The 18,155-nt window shown below is 71.4% G+C and carries 6 protein-coding genes; 4 read left to right on the forward strand and 2 right to left on the reverse strand.

Features of this window, described 5'->3' with window-relative positions; genetic code table 11:
• The first annotated feature begins 4 nt into the window (after positions 1 to 4).
• From ACWGSK_RS22605 to hrpA, 4 genes are all read left to right on the forward strand, one after another.
• Complete coding sequence (locus ACWGSK_RS22605; protein WP_452456657.1) at positions 5 to 4,774, forward strand: type I polyketide synthase; 4,770 nt, start codon at positions 5 to 7, stop codon at positions 4,772 to 4,774.
• A 94-nt stretch (positions 4,775 to 4,868) separates the two neighbouring features.
• The gene (locus ACWGSK_RS22610; RefSeq protein WP_358504355.1) at positions 4,869 to 11,921 is read left to right on the forward strand and encodes an SDR family NAD(P)-dependent oxidoreductase; all 7,053 of its coding nucleotides are present in this window, start codon (positions 4,869 to 4,871) and stop codon (positions 11,919 to 11,921) included.
• On the forward strand, positions 11,918 to 12,724 hold the full coding sequence (locus ACWGSK_RS22615; RefSeq protein ID WP_452456658.1) for an alpha/beta fold hydrolase: 807 nt from the start codon (positions 11,918 to 11,920) through the stop codon (positions 12,722 to 12,724). Before ACWGSK_RS22610 ends, ACWGSK_RS22615 begins: the two co-directional genes overlap by 4 nt.
• Positions 12,725 to 12,870: 146 nt before the next feature.
• Complete coding sequence (gene hrpA, locus ACWGSK_RS22620) at positions 12,871 to 16,851, forward strand: ATP-dependent RNA helicase HrpA (RefSeq protein WP_452456659.1); 3,981 nt, start codon at positions 12,871 to 12,873, stop codon at positions 16,849 to 16,851.
• 43 nt (positions 16,852 to 16,894) lie between these two features.
• On the opposite strand, the gene ACWGSK_RS22625 is transcribed toward hrpA, so the two are convergent.
• Together ACWGSK_RS22625 and ACWGSK_RS22630 are read right to left on the reverse strand one after the other, a co-directional pair.
• Positions 16,895 to 17,545 carry a pyridoxamine 5'-phosphate oxidase family protein gene (locus tag ACWGSK_RS22625; protein WP_452456660.1) on the reverse strand — a complete coding sequence of 217 codons (651 nt, stop codon included), beginning with the start codon at positions 17,543 to 17,545 and terminating at the stop codon, positions 16,895 to 16,897.
• Between the two features lie 67 nt (positions 17,546 to 17,612).
• Complete coding sequence (locus ACWGSK_RS22630; protein ID WP_452456661.1) at positions 17,613 to 18,086, reverse strand: globin domain-containing protein; 474 nt, start codon at positions 18,084 to 18,086, stop codon at positions 17,613 to 17,615.
• Between the last annotated feature and the right edge of the window lie 69 nt (positions 18,087 to 18,155).

Raw genomic sequence — 18,155 nt, forward strand, 5'->3', positions numbered from 1 at the left:
TGAGTTGAGCAGCGAAAGCGAACGCCTGGTCGCGGCGCTCCGGAACACGATGAAGGAGAACTCCCGGCTCCGCGCCGAGCTGGAGAGTGAACCCGAACCGATCGCGATCGTGGGAACGGGATGCCGGCTGCCGGGTGGTGTGGACACCCCCGAACAGTTGTGGGAGATGGTCTTCGAGGGACGGGAGGCGGTCGGTCCCCTCCCCGACGACCGTGGATGGGACCTGACGGGACTCCTGGCCCAGGGGGAGAACGGCCGACTCGTCGACATGGACCGGGGATCCTTCCTACGGGACGTCTTCGACTTCGACCCGGCCTTCTTCGGTATCTCGCCCCGTGAGGCCGAGGCGATGGAACCCCAACAGCGCCTCCTGCTCGAACTGGCCTGGGAGACGCTCGAACGGGCGGGGATCGCCCCGACCTCCCTGGCCGGCAGCGAGACCGGTGTCTACGTCGGGCTCGTCCAACAGGAGTACGGGCCGCCGGTGCACCGGCACACGGCGGACGGCGTCACCCTGACCGGGGTGTCGTCGAGCGTCGCCTCCGGCCGTATCTCCTACTGCCTGGGACTGACCGGCCCCGCGCTGACGGTGGACACCGCCTGTTCCTCCTCGTTGGTCTCCATGCTCCTGGCCGTGCGCGCCCTTCGTGGGGGCGAGTGCTCACTGGCCCTGGCCGGTGGCGCCACGGTCATGTCGACCCCCGGAACCCTCACCGAGTTCACCCGCCTGCGCGGGGTGGCCCCCGACGGGCGCTCCAAGGCCTTCGGTCGGGACGCCGACGGAGCCGCCTTCTCGGAGGGGGCGGGGATGGTGGTGCTGGAACGCCTGTCCGACGCCCGACGCAACGGTCACCGCGTCCTGGCGGTCGTTCGGGGCGGCGCGGTCAACCAGGACGGGGCCTCCAACGGGCTCACCGCCCCCAACGGCCCCTCCCAGACCCGGGTGATCGGCCGGGCGCTCGCCGACGCCGGGCTGACCCCCGCCGACGTCGACCTGGTGGAGGCCCACGGCACCGGGACCACCCTGGGCGACCCCATCGAGGCTCAGGCGTTGATCGACGCCTACGGCCGGGGACGTTCCGAGGACCATCCGCTCTGGTTGGGTTCGCTCAAGTCCAACATCGGGCACCCGCAGGCCGCCGCCGGGGTGGCCGGGGTCGTCAAGACCGTAGAGGCCCTGCGGCACGGGATCATGCCGCCCACCCTGCACGCGGACGAACCCAGCACCTACGTGGACTGGGACGGAGGTGTCCGGCTGCTCCAGGAGACCCGTCCCTGGGCGGACACCGGCCGGCCGCGCAGGGCGGCGGTCTCCTCGTTCGGGATGAGCGGGACCAACGCCCACCTGATCCTGGAACAGGCTCCGGACGCCGACCCACGGGACGTCCCCGCGCGGCCGGTCTCGGTGGCGGGGGCCGCCGCATGGCCCCTGTCCGCACGCACCCCCGAGGCGCTCACCGCCCAGGCCGCGCGCCTGCGCGAACACGTCCAGGACCACCCCGACCTCCTTCCGTCCGATGTCGGGCACGCTCTGGCCACCACGCGCTCGGCCCTCGAACACCGGGCCGTGGTCACGGGACGCGACCGCGACGAACTCCTGACCGCGCTGACCTCCCTGGAGGCCGGAACGCCGGGGGCCACCGTGGCCACCGGACGGGCCCGCCCGGACCGCCGCCCCGTACTGGTCTTCCCCGGCCAGGGCGGCCAGTGGGAGGGCATGGCCGTCGAGCTTCTGGACGCCTCCGCCGAGTTCGCCCGGCACGTCGACGCCTGTGAACGGGCGCTGGAACCCCACGTCGGTTGGCGGCTCACCGACGTCCTTCGAGGCGTGCGGGGCGCACCCGCACTGGACCGCGTGGACGTGGTGCAGCCCGCGCTGTGGGCGGTCATGGTCTCCCTGGCCCGCCTGTGGATGGCGCACGGCCTGGTCCCGGCCGCCGTGGTCGGCCACTCGCAAGGGGAGGTCGCCGCCGCGCACATCGCGGGCGCCCTCGGTCTGGAGGACGCCGCGAAGGTGGTGTCCCTGCGCAGCCGGGCCGTGCTCGAACTCGCCGGCACCGGGGCGATGGCCTCGGTGGCGAGCCCCGCCAAGGCCGTGCTCGACCGCCTCGGCCCCTGGGCGGGACGGGTCCACGTGGCCACGGTCAACAGTCCTTCGAGCACCGTCATCGCCGGTGAACCCGACGCGGTGGCCCAGGTGGTCCAGGGGTGTGAGGCCGAAGGCGTCCGGGCCCGGATGATCGCCGTCGACTACGCGTCGCACACACCGTTCGTGGACGTCCTGCGCGATCGGATCCAGGGTGAACTGTCCGGGATCGTTCCGACCAGACCGCAGATCCCCCTGTACTCCACCCTGACCGGTGAACTCCTGGACGGACGACCGTTGGACGCCGCCCACTGGTTCCAGGGCCTGCGCGAACCCGTGCGTTTCGCCGAGGCCACCGAGGCCCTGATCACCGCCGGACACGACGTGTTCGTCGAGGTCGGACCGCACCCGGTGCTCACCCCGGCCGTTCAGGAGACAGCGGAGGCCGTCGGGGCCGACGACACGGTCGCGCTGGGAACCCTGCGCCGTGACGAGGGTGGCCCGGTCCGCTTCCTGACGGCCCTGGGACAGGCCCACGGCCACGGTGTCGACCTCGACTGGTCCCCACTGTTCGATGTGGACGCCGTCCCGGTCGACCTGCCCACCTACGCCTTCCAAAGACAGCGGTACTGGCGGCCGGGACCGGAGACGCAGGCCGAGGGACGCTCCTTCGAGAACGTCGTCGGCGCCGTCGACGGCGGTCCCGCCGGCGGCTGGACCTACCGCGAGGAGTGGGTGACCGTTCCGGTGCCCGCCATCGCTTCGGCGCACCCACCGGCCACGGCCACCGACCGGGGCACCTGGCTGTTGGTCGGCTCCCGGAGCGGGCCGGCGATCCAGGGCTGCGTCGCGGCCCTGGAGGCGGACGGTCACCGCACCCGCGTCGTCGACCTCCCCCACGACGCCGGGCGGGATTCGGTGTCCGCGCTGCTCGACACCGCCCGGGACGGGGCGGGGAACATCGCCGGCGTCCTGCTGACCACCGCCCTGGACACCGCCCCCGACGAGGTCCGGCCCCCGTCCACCGACCCCGCCCACAAGGACGCCCTTCTCACCCTCCAGGCCATGCTCGACACGGGGATCGACGCCCCGCTGTGGTGCCTGACCAGTGGCGCGGTCGACAGCGGAACCGGCGTGAACGATCCCGCCGCCGCGCTGCTGTGGGGCCTGGGCCGTGTCGCGGCCCAGGAGCACACCGACCATTGGGGCGGTCTGGTCGACCTCCCCGACCCCGACGACCCGGAGAGCGGAACCGTCCTGGCCGCGATCCTGACCGGCCGGGTCGCGGCGGGTGAGGACCAACTCGCGGTGCGCGGACCCGCCGTGCTGGCGCGACGACTCGCCAGAGCACCGCTCGGAGGGGACGGGGTCCGGGACTGGAAGCCGTCGGGCACGGTTCTGGTCACCGGCGGCACCGGAGGGCTCGGGGCGCACACCGCGCGCCGGCTCGCCGAACTGGGGGCCGAGCACCTCCTCCTGCTCAGCCGCCGCGGACCCCGGGCCCCCGGGGCCGAGGAACTGACGGCCGACCTCCGTGCGGCCGGGGCCCGGGTCACGCTCGTGGCCTGCGACGTCGGGGATCGCGCCGAACTCGCCCAAGCCCTCGCCGATGTTCCCGAGGACCTCCCGCTCACGGCCGTGTTCCACACCGCCGCCGAGTTGGACGACGGCGCCGTGGCCGACCTCGACCCGGTCGACATCGCCCGGGTCCTGCGGGCCAAGGCGGACGGAGCCGTGCATCTGCACGCGCTCACCAGAGGGCTGGACCTTTCGGCGTTCGTGTTGTTCTCGTCGGTGGGCGCCGTGTTCGGTGTGACCGGCCAGGGCAACTACGCCCCCGGCAACGTCTTCTGTGAATCCTTCGCCCACTACCGCCGCTCCCTGGGACTACCCGCCACGTCGATCGCGTGGGGTGCCTGGGAGGGTGCGGGGATGGCCGGTCGCGAGGCCGTGGCCGGACTGTTGCGCCGACACGGCCTGCCCACCATGAAACCGGAACCGGCGCTGGAGGGGTTGCGGCGCGCCCTGGACCACGACCAGACGGCGTTGGCCGTCGCCGACGTCGACTGGCCGCGCTTCCGGGTGGCCTTCACCGCCAACCGGCCCAGCCCACTGATCGGCGACCTCCACCCGGTGGGGGGCACGGGGACCACCGCGTCCACCACCCCGCCCACGGAGGGAGCGACCCTGCGGGACCGACTCTCCGGGGCGGGGCGCGGCGAACGGGTCCGCGCGCTCACCGAGCACGTGTGCGAGCACGTGGCGGCCATCCTCGGGTACCGGTCGGCGGACGACGTCCCGTCCGACCGGGGGCTGAAGGACCTCGGAATGGACTCGGTCACGGCGGTGGAACTGCGCAACCGGCTCTCCGCGCTCACCGGGGTCCGCCTGCCCTCCGCCGTGGCCTTCGACCACCCCACCTGTGAGGCGCTGGCCCGGCACGTCGAGGAGCGCGTGTTCGGCAGCGCGGAACAGATCGTCCTGGAACGTCTCGACGGCCTCACCGCCGCCCTCGACGAGTACGAGGGCGAACGGGGAACCCTGGTCACCGAGCGACTCCGAGCCCTGTTGGGCCGACTGGATCCGGGGGCGTCGAACCGGCCGGAGTCCGGACCCGAGGGCTCCGACCTGGCCACGGCCTCCAAGGAAGAGCTCTTCGCGCTCATCGACGAGACCCTGGGCGACTGATCCCGGCCGACGCCGAGGACCAAGAACCGAACGACCACAGCCAAGACCTCGGCACCGTGCGCGGTGCCGCGAAGTGAAGCGGTGAGGCACGCCCATGACCGACGACGCACAGGTTCTCGACTACCTCAAACGGGTCACCACCGATCTGCGACGCACCCGCGCCGAACTCGCGCGGTTGCGTGAACGCGACAGCGAGCCCATCGCGATCGTGGGCATGGGCTGCCGTCTGCCCGGAGGGGTGGACGGCCCGGAAGGACTCTGGAACCTGTTGGCACAGGGGGCCGACGCCATCGGCGACCTGCCCGAGGACCGGGGATGGGACGTCGAGGACATGCGAGGCCGCCCGGGCATGTCCGCGGGCGGCGGGTTCCTCGACGACGTGGCCGGGTTCGACGCCGGGTTCTTCGGGATCTCCCCGCGCGAGGCCGAGGCGATGGATCCCCAACAGCGGCTCATGCTGGAGGTCACCTGGGAGTCCCTCGAACGCGCCGGGATCGACCCCGCGGCCCTGGCCGAGACGTCCACCGGGGTCTTCACCGGGATCAGCACGACCGACTACGCCCGCACCACCACCTCCGGCAGGGTGCCCATGCCTGAAGGGGCCGTGGGCTACCTGATGACCGGCGTCGCCGCCAGCGTGGCCTCGGGGAGGATCGCCTACACCCTGGGGTTGCGGGGCCCCGCGCTGACCGTCGACACCGCGTGCTCCTCCTCCCTGACGGCCGTCCAACTCGCCGTGCGGTCCCTGCGCCAGGGCGAGTGCTCACTGGCGCTGGCGGGCGGCGCCACCGTGATGTCGAGTCCCTCGCTCTTCGCGGAGTCCGCCAAACAGGGCGTGCTCTCCCAGGACGGTCGCTGCAAGGCCTTCGGTGCCGGGGCGGACGGCACCGGGTTCGGTGAGGGCGCCGCGGCCCTGGTCCTGGAGCGGCTCTCCGACGCCGAACGCAACGGCCACCGCGTCCTGGCGGTGGTTCGGGGCGGCGCGGTCAACCAGGATGGCGCCTCCAGCGGACTGACCGCCCCCAACGGCCCCGCGCAGACCCGGGTGCTCCGGGCGGCGCTGACCGACGCCGGGCTGACCCCCGACGACATCGACGCCGTGGAGGCGCACGGAACCGGCACCGAACTCGGTGACCCGATCGAGGCCGACGCCCTCTTGGACGTGTTCGGCGGTAGGTCGGGCGGGGATCCCCTCTGGCTGGGGTCGGTCAAGTCGAACCTGGGCCACACCCAGGCGGCGGCCGGCGCCGTCGGGATCATCAAGATGGTGCTGGCCCTGGGTCACGAACGACTTCCCAGGACGCTGCACGCCGATCGCCCCTCGACCCTGGTCGACTGGGAATCGGGCGGTGTGCGGCCGTTGTCCGAGGCGCGGGACTGGCCGCGCGGCGAACGACCGCGCCGCGCGGGTGTGTCCTCCTTCGGCATCAGCGGGACCAACGTCCACCTCGTGCTGGAGGAGGCCCCCGAACCCGCCGCCGAGGCCTCGCAGGCCCCGGAAACCGCCGGGCCACTGGTCGAGGGGCGCACCGTCTGGTCGCTGTCCGCCCGCGACCGGGCCGCGCTCACGGCCCAGGCCGACCGTCTCGCCGATCGGCTGACCGACCACCCCGGTGGTGCCCCCTCCGCCGGCGACGTCGCCCGCTCGCTGGCCACCACCCGCGGCCGTTTCGCCCGGCGCGCGGCCGTTGTCGGCGCCGACACCGAGGTCCTCACCGACCGGCTGCGGTCCCTGGCGCGAGGCGAGGACACCGAAGGTCTGGTCACCGGTGAGGTCCACCGGCCCGGACGCTCGGAGAAGCCGGTCTTCGTCTTCCCCGGTCAAGGCGGTCAGTGGGCGGGCATGGCCAAGGGCCTCATGGCGCACTCCCCGGTCTTCGCCGAGTCCGTGGCCGAGTGCGAACGGGCCCTGGCCCCTCTCGTGGACTGGTCGCTGTCGGCGGTCCTGCGACAGGAACCCCACGCCCCGCCCTTCATGGGGCAGGACGCGCCGGCGGACGTCGTGCAACCGGCCCTCTGGGCGGTCCTGGTGTCCCTGGCCCGGCTGTGGCGCGCCGCGGGGGTCGAACCCTCCGCCGTGGTCGGTCAATCCCAAGGAGAGGTGGCCGCCGCCTGTGTGGCCGGGATCCTCTCCCTGGAGGACGGTGCGCGGGTGGTGGTCACCCGCAGCCGTGTGCTGGGCAAGGTCGCGGGGGAGGGCGGCATCGCCGTGGTCGGGCTCGGCGCGGCCGAGGTCGCCGGTCTGATCGAAGGCCAAGGTGACCGGATCGTCCTCGCGGGCGCCAACGGACCGGATACCAGCACGGTCGCCGGTGCCGCCGAGGTCATCGACGTGTTCGTGGCGGCCCGTGAGAGGGACGGGACCTTCGTGCGAAGGATCCCGGTCGACTACACCTCGCACTGCTTCCTCATGGACCGGGTCGAGGAGGAGTTCCGGGCCGGTCTGGTCGACCTGCGCCCCCGCCCGGGCACCGTACCGTTCCACTCCACCGTGGCCCCCTCGCCCACCTGGCGACCGGGGGACGAGCCGCCGACGGAGCCCGTGGACGGGAGCACGCTCGACGCCGACCACTGGTACCGGAACCTGCGCCACGGGGTGCTCCTCGAACCGGTGATCCGTCGACTGGCCACCGCCGGGCACGCGTTCGTCGAGGTCGGAGCGCACCCGGTGTTGTCGATGCCGTTGCGGCGGACCCTGGAGGCCGCCGGTGTCGCCGACCGCCCCGTGGTGCACACCCTGCGCCGGGACGAGGACACCGGCGACCGCTTCCTCACGGCGCTGGCCGAGGCGCACTGCCAAGGAATCACCGTCGACTGGGAACGGGTCCTGGGCGCCGGCGCGAACGACGTCGAACTGCCGACCTACCCCTTCCAACGACGCCGATACTGGCTGGAGGAGCCCGAGCTCGCCGGTGATCCCTCATCGGTCGGCCTCACCCCCGCCGACCACCCGCTGATCGGCGCCTGGACGCCGATCGGTGCGAGCGGACAGACTCTCTTCACCGGCCGACTCGACACCGCGCGGGCGCCCTGGCTGACCGAACACGCGGTGTCCGGTCGGGTGATCCTGCCCGGAACCGCCACGTTGGAACTGCTCCTGACCGTCGGACGGGTCTGCGACCGTCCCGAGATCGCCGAGCTGACCCTGAGCGCACCACTGGAGATCGACCCCGACGGTCCCGGGACGCCCTTCCAGGTCATCGTGGAGGCCCCCGACCTGCGCGGGGCGCGCGACTTCCGGCTGCTCTCGTCCTCCCCCGACGGAGAACACTGGACCGAGCACGCCGAGGGACGGCTGGTCCCGGCCGCACGGACCCCCGCGCCGGCCCCCGTGCCGTTCGCCCCCGGCACCACCGAACTCGCGATGGCCGACACCTATGCCCTGTTCGAGGCCCGCGGCATCGAGTACGGTCCCGCCTTCCAGGGCCTGCGCGCGGTCCGCGCCGACGGAACCCGCACCTGGGCCGAGGCCGGACCGGACACCCTGCCCACTGACGCCGAGGCGATGACCGGCCCGCACCCGGTCCTGCTCGACGCCGGACTCCAGTCCCTGCTCCTGCGTGAGACGGACACCGACGAGGCGCCCCGACTGCTGATGCCCTTCGGCTGGAGCGGGGTACGACTGCATCGGTCCGACACCCCCGAACGGGTCCGGGTGCGGCTCACCCGGACCGGGGACGACACCTACGAGGTCCTGCTCACCGACCCCGAGGACGCGCCCGTCCTGAGCATCGCCGCCCTCTCCGTCCGGGAGGCCGCACCGATGACCGGAGCGGACCAGGACGCGCTCTTCCACCAGGAGTGGGAGGAACTCACAGAACCGGGCGAGGGCGCCGTGCCCGACCCGACGACCTGGGCCGCGGTGGGCACCGTGCCCGGGATCGATCGTCGTCCCCAGGAGGGCGACGAGGCGCCCGCCGTGATCGTGCTCGCGCCCGAGGGACCCGCGGGCGCCGACCCCGAACACGCCCTCGAACGGTTGTCCGCCGTACTGGGCCCGATCCGCGACCGGGTGGAGGCCGACCGCTACGCCGCCACCCGTTTCGTGGTGCTCACCCGGGGAGCCGTGAGCCTGCCGGGGGACACCGACCTGCCCGTCGACCCGTCCGCCGCGGCGCTGTGGGGACTCATCGCCTCCGCCGAGACCGAGAACCCCGGCCGCTTCCTGCTGCTGGACGCCGACCACGCCGACCCGGAACTGGTCGCCGCCGCGCTGCGCACGGCGGAACCGCGAGTGGCCGCCAGGGGCGGTCGGCTCCACGCCCCGCGCCTGGCCCGCACCCGCTCCGAGGCCGACATCGGTACCGTTCCGCCCGCCCGCGGCCCGGGCTGGCGTCTGGACACCGACGGTCACGGCATCCTCGACGGACTTACCTACGTGCCCGTGGCCCAACGCCCGCTCGCACCCCATGAGGTGCGTGTCGCCGTCCGCGCCGCGGGGCTGAACTTCCGCGACGTCCTGATGACCGTGGGCATGTACCCCGAACCGGGCGACATCGGCAACGAGGGCTCCGGCGTGGTGCTGGAGGTCGGAGAGGCCACCGAAGGCCTGAAGCCGGGCGATCGGGTGATGGGGCTCTTCCCCGGCGCCTTCGGCCCGGTCGCGGTGGCCGACCACCGGTACCTGGCCAAGGTCCCCCAAGGGTGGGACCACGCGGAGGCGGCCGCCATCCCCGCCGTCTACCTCACCGCCTACCTCGCCCTGGTGGAGGAGGCCGGCCTGCGCGCCGGTGAGACCGTCCTCATCCACTCCGCCGCGGGCGGGGTGGGTCAGGCGGCACTCGGCCTGGCCCGGCACCTCGGTGCCCGCGTGCTCGCCACGGCAAGCCCCGAGAAATGGGACCTGCTCCGAGGGTCCGGTCTGGGCGAGGACGAGATCGCGCACTCGCGTGAACTCGGGTTCGAGGAGTGCTTCCGCGCGAGCGCCGGCACCGTGGACGTGGTCCTCAACTCCCTCACCGGGGACGCGATCACAGCGTCCCTGCGGCTACTCGGCGAGGGCGGCCGGTTCATGGAACTGGGCCGTAACGAACTGCTCGGAACGGGCGACGTCCCCGAAGGCGTCACCTACCGGGCCTTCAACGTCCTGGAATCGGGGCCGGAGCCGATCCGGCGCGCCTTCGCCGCACTCCTGCCGCTCCTCGCGGACGGCACCCTGCCCCGCGGCCCCCTCAGTCGGTACCCGATCGAGGAGGCGCCCGAGGCGTTCCAGATCATGCAGCGCGGCCACAACGTCGGCAAGGCCGTACTGGAGCTGTCCACTCGCTTGCGCCCCGGTGGAACGGTCCTGATCACCGGGGCCACCGGCCGCCTGGGCAGCCTGGTCGCCCGCCACCTGGTCGTCCGGCATGGCGTGGAGGACCTCCTCCTCATCGGTCGCCAGGGGCCCCGCGCCCCCGGCGCGACCGAACTCGTCGCCGAACTCACCGAGCTCGGGGCCCGCGTCCGGATCGAGGCGTGCGACGTCACCGACACCGACCGTCTGCGGGACCTCCTCACCGAGGTTCCGGTCTCGGCGGTCGTGCACTCGGCCGGCCTGATCGACGACTCCACCTTCACCGGGCTGACCACCGCACGCCTGGACAAGGTGATGGCTCCCAAGGCCGTCGGCGCGTGGAACCTGCACCGTCTCACCGCCCACCTCGACCTGGACGCGTTCGTCCTGTTCTCCTCGGCGGCGGGGGTCTTCGGTAGCGCCGGTCAGGCCGCCTACTCGGCCGCCAACGCCTACCTGGACGCACTCGCCCGGCACCGTCGGGAACAGGGACTGCCGGCCCAGTCGCTGGCCTGGGGGCGCTGGCTGGTGGAGACCCGCGAGTTCGCCGAGATGGACGACGTTTCCGCGAACCGGATGGCCCGCACCTGGGGCGTCCAGGGGATCGGCGACGACGAGGGGTGCGCGCTGTTGGACGCGGCCATGGCCGCCGGCCGCGCCGAACTCGTGCCCTCACCGATCGACCTGGTGGGCCTGCGCACCCGAGCGGTCACCCAAGGGTCCGTGCCGGCGCTGATGCGCGGGCTGGTGCGCGCCCCCGAACGCGCGGCCGGCGACACCGACCGGGTGATCTCCGTGCCGTCCGGGGCCGAGCGCAGGGGGCTGATCACCCGACTGGTCCGTGAACGTGCGGCCGAGATCCTGGGCTACGCGGAGTACGGCGCCCACCAGGAGTTCCCCGAGTCCGGGTTCGACTCGCTGACCGCCGTGGAGCTGCGCAACCACCTCCAGGCGCTCACCGATCTGCGCCTGCCCGCCACCCTGGTGTTCCAGCACTCCACCCCGGTGGCCCTGGCCGAGCACCTCGACCGGGAGATGGGCGGGTCCACCCCGGGAACGGGCACGACCGGGGGGACCCCCGACAGCCTGGTCGGACTCTTCCTGGACGCCTGCGTCGCGAACCGCCCCAAGGAGGCCGTCGACCTGGCCCTGGCCGCCTCGCGCACACGCGCGGTCTTCACCGGGGCCTCACCCTCTGCCGCCACCACCCTGGCCACGGGACCCGAGGAACCCGTCCTGATCTGCCACCCGTCCCTGGTCATGACCTCCGGCCCGCACGAGTTCGCCCGATTCGCCGGCCGGTGGCAGGGACGCCGTGGAGTCCACGTGCTCTCCGCTCCGGGGTACCTGGAGGGCGAGGAACTACCCGCGGACCTGGACACCTTCGTGCGCTCCCAGGCCGACCAGGCGCTCGCCGTGGCCGCCGGTCGTCCGTTCGTCCTGGTCGGTCGTTCCTCGGGTGGTTGGACGGCACACGCCGTCGCCGAGGAACTCGCCGCCAGGGGGACCCCGCCCGCGAAGGCCGTCCTACTCGACACGGTGGTGCCCGGCGACGACGAACTCCTGCCCATGGTGACGGAGTTCGTCACCGAGCGCGCCAACGAGTTCGAGCTGATGGACACCGCCCGACTGACCGCGATGGGCGCCTACCTCGACCTGTTCTCCTCGTGGCGGCCCTCGTCGTGGCGGGGCCCGACGGTGCAGGTGCGTCCGATCGAAGCGGTGGTCACCGCCGGCGGCGCCAAACTCGGCCTGGACTGGAGTTGGCCCACCGCGCACGACCGGTTCGAGGTGCCGGGGGACCACTTCACCATGATGGAGGAACACGCCCCCCGGACCGCCGAAGCGGTGGACCGGAGCATCGCCGAGTGATCTCTTCGTCGACGCGGTCGCGGTGGATCCACCGCGACCGCGTTACCCTCCACGTCCTGGACACCGGTACCGAGGGACCACCGGTCGTGCTGCTCCACGGCCTGGCCGGCAACGCCCGAGAGTTCCTCCCGACCGCTCACGCCCTCGCACCTGACTTCCGGGTCCTCATGGTGGATCAACGCGGCCACGGCCGTAGCACCCGCCTGCCCGAGGACACCTCCCGGGAAGCGTTCGTCGCGGACATCGTCACCGTCATCGAGGAACTCGCCGAGGGGCCCGTGCACCTGGTGGGCCAATCCATGGGCGCCCACACCGCGATGCTGACCGCGAGCGCCCGCCCCGACCTCGTGGACCGGCTCACCATGCTGGAGGGACACCCCGGGGGAGACGGCCCCGAGACCGCGCCCCGCATCGGCGCGTACTTCGCCTCCTGGCCCACCCCGTTCCCCGACCGGGACGCGGCCCGCGCCCACCTCGGCCGCCACGATCTCACCGAGGTCTGGGTCGCCGATCTGGAGGAGACCCCCGAGGGATTCGTGCCCCGCTTCGACCCCGCGGTCCTGGAAGCGATCATGGTCGGCCTCCGCCGACCGCGATGGTCCGAATGGGAGAACCTGCAGGTCCCGACCCTCGCCGTCTTCGGCGACCTCGGCATGTTCAGCGACGCTCAGCAGCGGAGTCTGCTCGACCGTCGTCCCACCACCCGCCTCGTAGAGATGGAGGACACATTTCACGACCCTCACTTGAACGACCCTCGGCAGTGGAATCGCATTCTCCACCAATGGCTGACTCGTCCCCACTGATCGGCGGCGGAACAATCCGTCTCGTCGGGGCGTTGGCGACTGTGGTGCGCCCGGGACCCCGACCCGGCAGCCGCCCGCACCCCGCACCGACCCGGCCGGCCACGCCCGGTAAAACCGGTTGCGGGCCCTTCTAACCTTGAGTACTGATGAGCACCACCACGCCCGCGCACGCGCGCAAACCCTCCTCCGACGCGGATCCGCTCCGCGCCCGGTTGCGCGGCCTCATGCCCGCCGACCGCCATCGGCTCCGTCGCCGCATCGACGGCCTCGCCAAGATCGGTGACGAGCGTCGCCGCGCCTCGGTGCGCGACCAGGTCGTCAAGGACGTCGAACGCGCCGAGACGCGCGTGGAACTGCGCCGTGAGGCCGTCCCCGAACTCTCCTATCCCGAAGAACTCCCGGTCAGCGCAAAACGCGACGACATCTCCGCGGCCATCCGCGACAACCAGGTCGTCATCGTCGCCGGTGAGACGGGTTCGGGTAAGACCACCCAGCTGCCAAAGATCTGCATGGAGCTGGGTCGTGGCGTCATGGGCACCATCGGCCACACCCAGCCGCGCCGGCTCGCCGCCCGCACAGTCGCCGAGCGCGTCGCCGACGAGATCGGCACCCCCCTGGGGGAGACGGTCGGCTACAAGGTCCGTTTCACCGACTCCTCCGGTGACAACACCCTGGTCAAGCTGATGACCGACGGCATCCTGCTGGCCGAGATCCAGCACGACCGGATGCTGCGCCAGTACGACACGCTCATCATCGACGAGGCGCACGAACGCAGCCTCAACGTCGACTTCCTGCTCGGATACCTCAGGCAGCTGCTGCCCAAGCGGCCCGACCTGAAGGTCATCATCACCTCGGCCACCATCGACCCCGAGCGTTTCTCCCGTCACTTCGACGACGCCCCCATCATCGAGGTGTCCGGACGCACCTACCCGGTGGAGGTGCGCTACCGGCCCATCACCGACGAGATCCTCGACCCGGAGGAGAAGAACCCGGGTGGGGGCACCGACAAGGACCAGACCCAGGCCATCCTGGAGGCCGTCGACGAGCTCTCCCGCGAGGACCCCGGCGACGTCCTGGTCTTCCTCAGCGGTGAACGCGAGATCCGCGACACCGCCGAGGCCCTGGAGAAGAAGAAACTCCGCGGCACCGAGGTCCTTCCGCTCTACGCCCGCCTGTCGGTGGCCGAACAGAAACGTGTGTGGTCCCGGCACGGTGGCCGCCGCATCGTGCTCGCCACCAACGTCGCCGAGACGTCCCTGACGGTGCCCGGCATCAAGTACGTGATCGACCCCGGCACCGCCCGCATCTCCCGCTACTCGCACCGGACCAAGGTGCAACGTCTGCCCATCGAGGCGGTCTCGCAGGCCTCCGCCAACCAGCGCAAGGGTCGCTGCGGTCGTGTCTCGGAGGGCATCTGTATCCGGTTGTACTCCGAAGAGGACTTCCTGTCCCGCCCCGAGTACACCGACCCCGAGATCCTGCGCACCAACCTGGCCTCGGTCATCCTGCAGATGGCCGCCCTGGGGCTGGGCGACGTCGCCGCGTTCCCGTTCGTGGACGGGCCCGACCACCGCCAGATCAAGGACGGCGTCAACCTCCTCACCGAGTTGGGCGCCCTGCACCCCGAGCCCAAGGACGCCAAGGAGAGCCGGCGTCGCCTGACCCCGACCGGCCGCCGCCTGGCCCAGCTGCCCATCGACCCCCGCCTGGGGCGCATGGTCCTGGAGGCCCAGGAACGCGACTGCCTGCCCGAGGTCATGGTGATCACCTCCGCGCTGTCCATCCAGGACCCGCGCGAACGCCCCACGGAGAAGCAGCAACAGGCCCAGCAGGCGCACGCCCGGTTCGCCGACAAGGAATCGGACTTCCTGGCCTTCCTCAACCTGTGGAACCACCTGCGCGAGCAGCAGAGGGAACTGTCCGGCAACCGGTTCCGCAAGATGTGCCGCGAGGAGTTCCTCAACTACCTGCGGGTACGCGAGTGGCAGGACATCCACGGCCAGCTCAAGCAGGTCCTGCGGCAGATGGACATCGAGGTGCCGCCGCTGCGCGAGGAGACCGCCGACACCCGCGCCGTCCACATGTCGCTGTTGTCCGGTCTGCTCTCCCACGTGGGCCTCAAGGACCCCGACAAACACGAGTACCTGGGCGGTCGTGGGGCGCGCTTCGCGATCTTCCCCGGTTCGGCCCTGTTCAAGAAGCAACCGCGCTTCGTCATGGCCGCCGAACTGGTCGAGACCTCCAAACTGTGGGGTCGCATGGTCGCCAGGATCGAACCCGAGTGGGCCGAGGAACTGGCCGGCGACATCGTCAAGCGCAGCTACAGCGAACCGCACTGGGAACGCAAGCGCGGCGCCGTCATGGCCTATGAGCGGGTCACCCTGTACGGGGTGCCCATCGTCGTGCAGCGCAAGGTGTCCTACGGTCGGATCGACCCGGAGATGTCCCGGGAGCTGTTCATCCGCCGCGCCCTGGTCGAGGGCGACTGGGAGACCCGCCACCAGTTCTTCCACGACAACCGCAAACTCCTGGACGAGGTCGAGGACCTCGAACACCGGGCCCGCCGCCGCGACATCGTCGTGGACGACGACACCCTGTTCGACTTCTACGACCGTCGCGTGGACTCCTCCGCCGTGTCGGCCGCCCACTTCGACTCCTGGTGGAAGAAGGCCCGCCGCACCGAACCCACGCTCCTCGACTTCACCCGCGATGAGCTCATCAACGACGGCGTGGACGTGGTCAGCGAGGACGACTACCCCGACATCTGGCGTCAGGGGCCCTTCGTCTTCCCGCTCACCTACCAGTTCGAGCCGGGCAGCGACTCCGACGGCGTCACCGCGCACATCCCCGTCAAGTTCCTCAACCAGGTGGAGAACAACGGGTTCGACTGGCAGATCCCCGGACTGCGCGACGAGCTCGTCACGGCGTTGATCCGTTCGCTGCCCAAACCGCTGCGTCGCCACTTCGTGCCGGTGCCCGACAACGCGGCCCGGGCCCGCGGCGCCCTGAACCCCTATGAGGGTTCGCTCACCGAGGCCCTGGCCGCGGAGCTCACCGTCATGGCCTACGGCGAACGCGTCCGGCCCGAGGACTTCCAGCTCGATCGGGTCCCCGACCACCTGCGCATCACCTTCCGCGCCGTGGACGACCGCAAGCGCACACTGGCCGAGTCCAAGGACCTCGAACGGTTGCGCGCCAAGCTCAAGCCGCGGCTGCGCGAGGCGATCGCCACCGAGGCCAAGGGCGTGGAGAAGAAGGGCATCACCTCCTGGGACTTCGGCCCGCTGGAGCAGACCCTGGAACGCAAGGCGCTGGGCCCCAAGGTGAAGGGCTACCCGGCGCTGGTGGACGAGGGCGACAGCGTCGCCATCCGCATCTTCGACACCGACGCCGAACAGCGCTCCGCCATGCGCGCGGGTGTGCGCCGACTCCTGCTGCTCACGATCCCGTCCCCGGCGACGGCGGTGAGCAAGGGCCTGAACAACCCGGACAAGCTCGCCCTGGCCGACAACCCGCACGGTTCGATCAAGAAGATCCTCGCCGACGCCGAGTCCGCCGCCGTCGACCACCTGCTGGCCCGCGAGGGCGGCCCGGTGTGGAACGGCGACGACTTCGCGAAGCTGCGCGATCGCGTGCGCGCCGACCTGGGTGACACCCTCGCCGAGGTCCTGGACAAGGCCGCCCGTGTCCTCGTGCTGTGGCGCAAGGTGTCCAAGAAGGTGAAGGGCTCCACGTCCCTGGCCGTGCTGCCCTCGCTCAACGACGTCCAGGGTCAGCTGGGCGACCTGGTGGGCGATGGCTTCCTCACCAATGCCGGCCTGTCCCGTCTGGACGACGTGCACCGGTACCTGCGCGGTATCGAGTACCGGCTGAACAAGCTGCCCGAGAACCCGCGCCGCGACCAGGTCAACATGTCCAAGGTCGAACAGATGCGCCAGGCCGTGCGGCGGATCCGGGGTGTGCTCAAGGCCGGCCGCGTAGACGACCCGGACGTGGTCGAACTGCGCTGGATGCTGGAGGAGTACCGGGTCAGCCTGTTCGCCCAGGAGCTGCGGACCGCCTACCCGGTCTCGGACAAACGCATCATGAAGGCGATCGAGGCGGTCAAGGCCGCCGACAAGAAGTAGTGGTCACCGGGTGTACCCCTCCAAGGGGGCACCCGGTGAGCGCCTACGGGTGGCCGACCCCGGAGGGTGCGCGCAGGCGGGTCTCGCGTTCCTCCTTGGCGGCGAAGAAGTCACCGCCCTTGCGCAGCGCGTCGTCCGTGCCCCAGGACTCGTCGGCGCCGACCTTGCGCAGGTGGGGGATGTGCTTACGGCAATGGATGTAGGCCTCCTCGACCTGCACCATCATCCACATCTGCGCCCGTTGGCCCGGGATCTGCGGTAGGGGCAGGTTCGGGACGTGGGGTCGCAGACGCTCGTCCTCCATGATCTTCACGCGGCCGTTGACGTGCAGGCCGATCCGGTCGCGTTGGAAGTCCATGAACATCAGCCCGATGTGCGGGTTCTCGATCACGTTGCCCGCGCTGGCGAACACACCGTTGCCGCGATACTCCGGATAGACCAGGGTCCACTCGTCGATGACGTGCACGAAACCGGGTGGCCCGGCCCGGAAACTGGAGTCGCACTCACCACGGGCGTCGGCCGTCGCGATGAACAGCATCTCCTGACGGGCGATGAACTCCCTCATCATCGGATTGAGGTGGTCCAGCATCTGGTCGCGGTAGAAGCGTTCGGCGCGTTCGGTGCTTCCCATGACCGCCTGTACGTAGTGTTCCCCCTCGGATCCGGGCACGTGGTTGCTACTGCTCTGTGTCATCAACGAGGACCTTCGACGGTGTGCGGTGTACGGGGACGGCGACGCGCGGGTGTGACGTCCGATGCCGTCAGCGTGCCCTGTGGGACGCGGAGTGGGACATGGCGCTCTCGGCCCCGGCCATCATGTGCGCGGTGATCCACTGGTAGACCAGCACCCATGACGAGCTCATCGAGGAGGACCAGGTGGGCGAGACCTCGCTGACGGCGCGGATCAGGGCACGTCCCACGTGGGGGTAGTGCTCGGGTCGCACGCCCAGCTCGCGGTGGTGTTGCAGCCCCAGGTTCCGCAGGTATCCCGCGAGTTCCTCGGGGGTGTCCAGGTGGTGGACCACGGACAGTAGGGCGTCGGCCATGCGTTGCTGCTGCGGTTTGAGGTCGGTGGAGAACATCACCCGCACCTCGGGGACCATGGCGAAGAGGTGGTCGTAGAAGGCCCTTGACAGGCGGGTCGACCCCTCGGGGATATCGGCGCACGAGAGGCGGACATCCTCGATGGTCGCCTGGTCGGGCAGCGGTACTTCGGATATGGGACGGAGGGCCAATGGGGGTCCTGTTGTTCGGGTGCGGGGTCACGGGTGGTGAGTACGCCGGGCCGGGCGCACCCTCCGAAC

It is taken from the genome of Nocardiopsis sp. NPDC055551 (genome assembly GCF_053619415.1).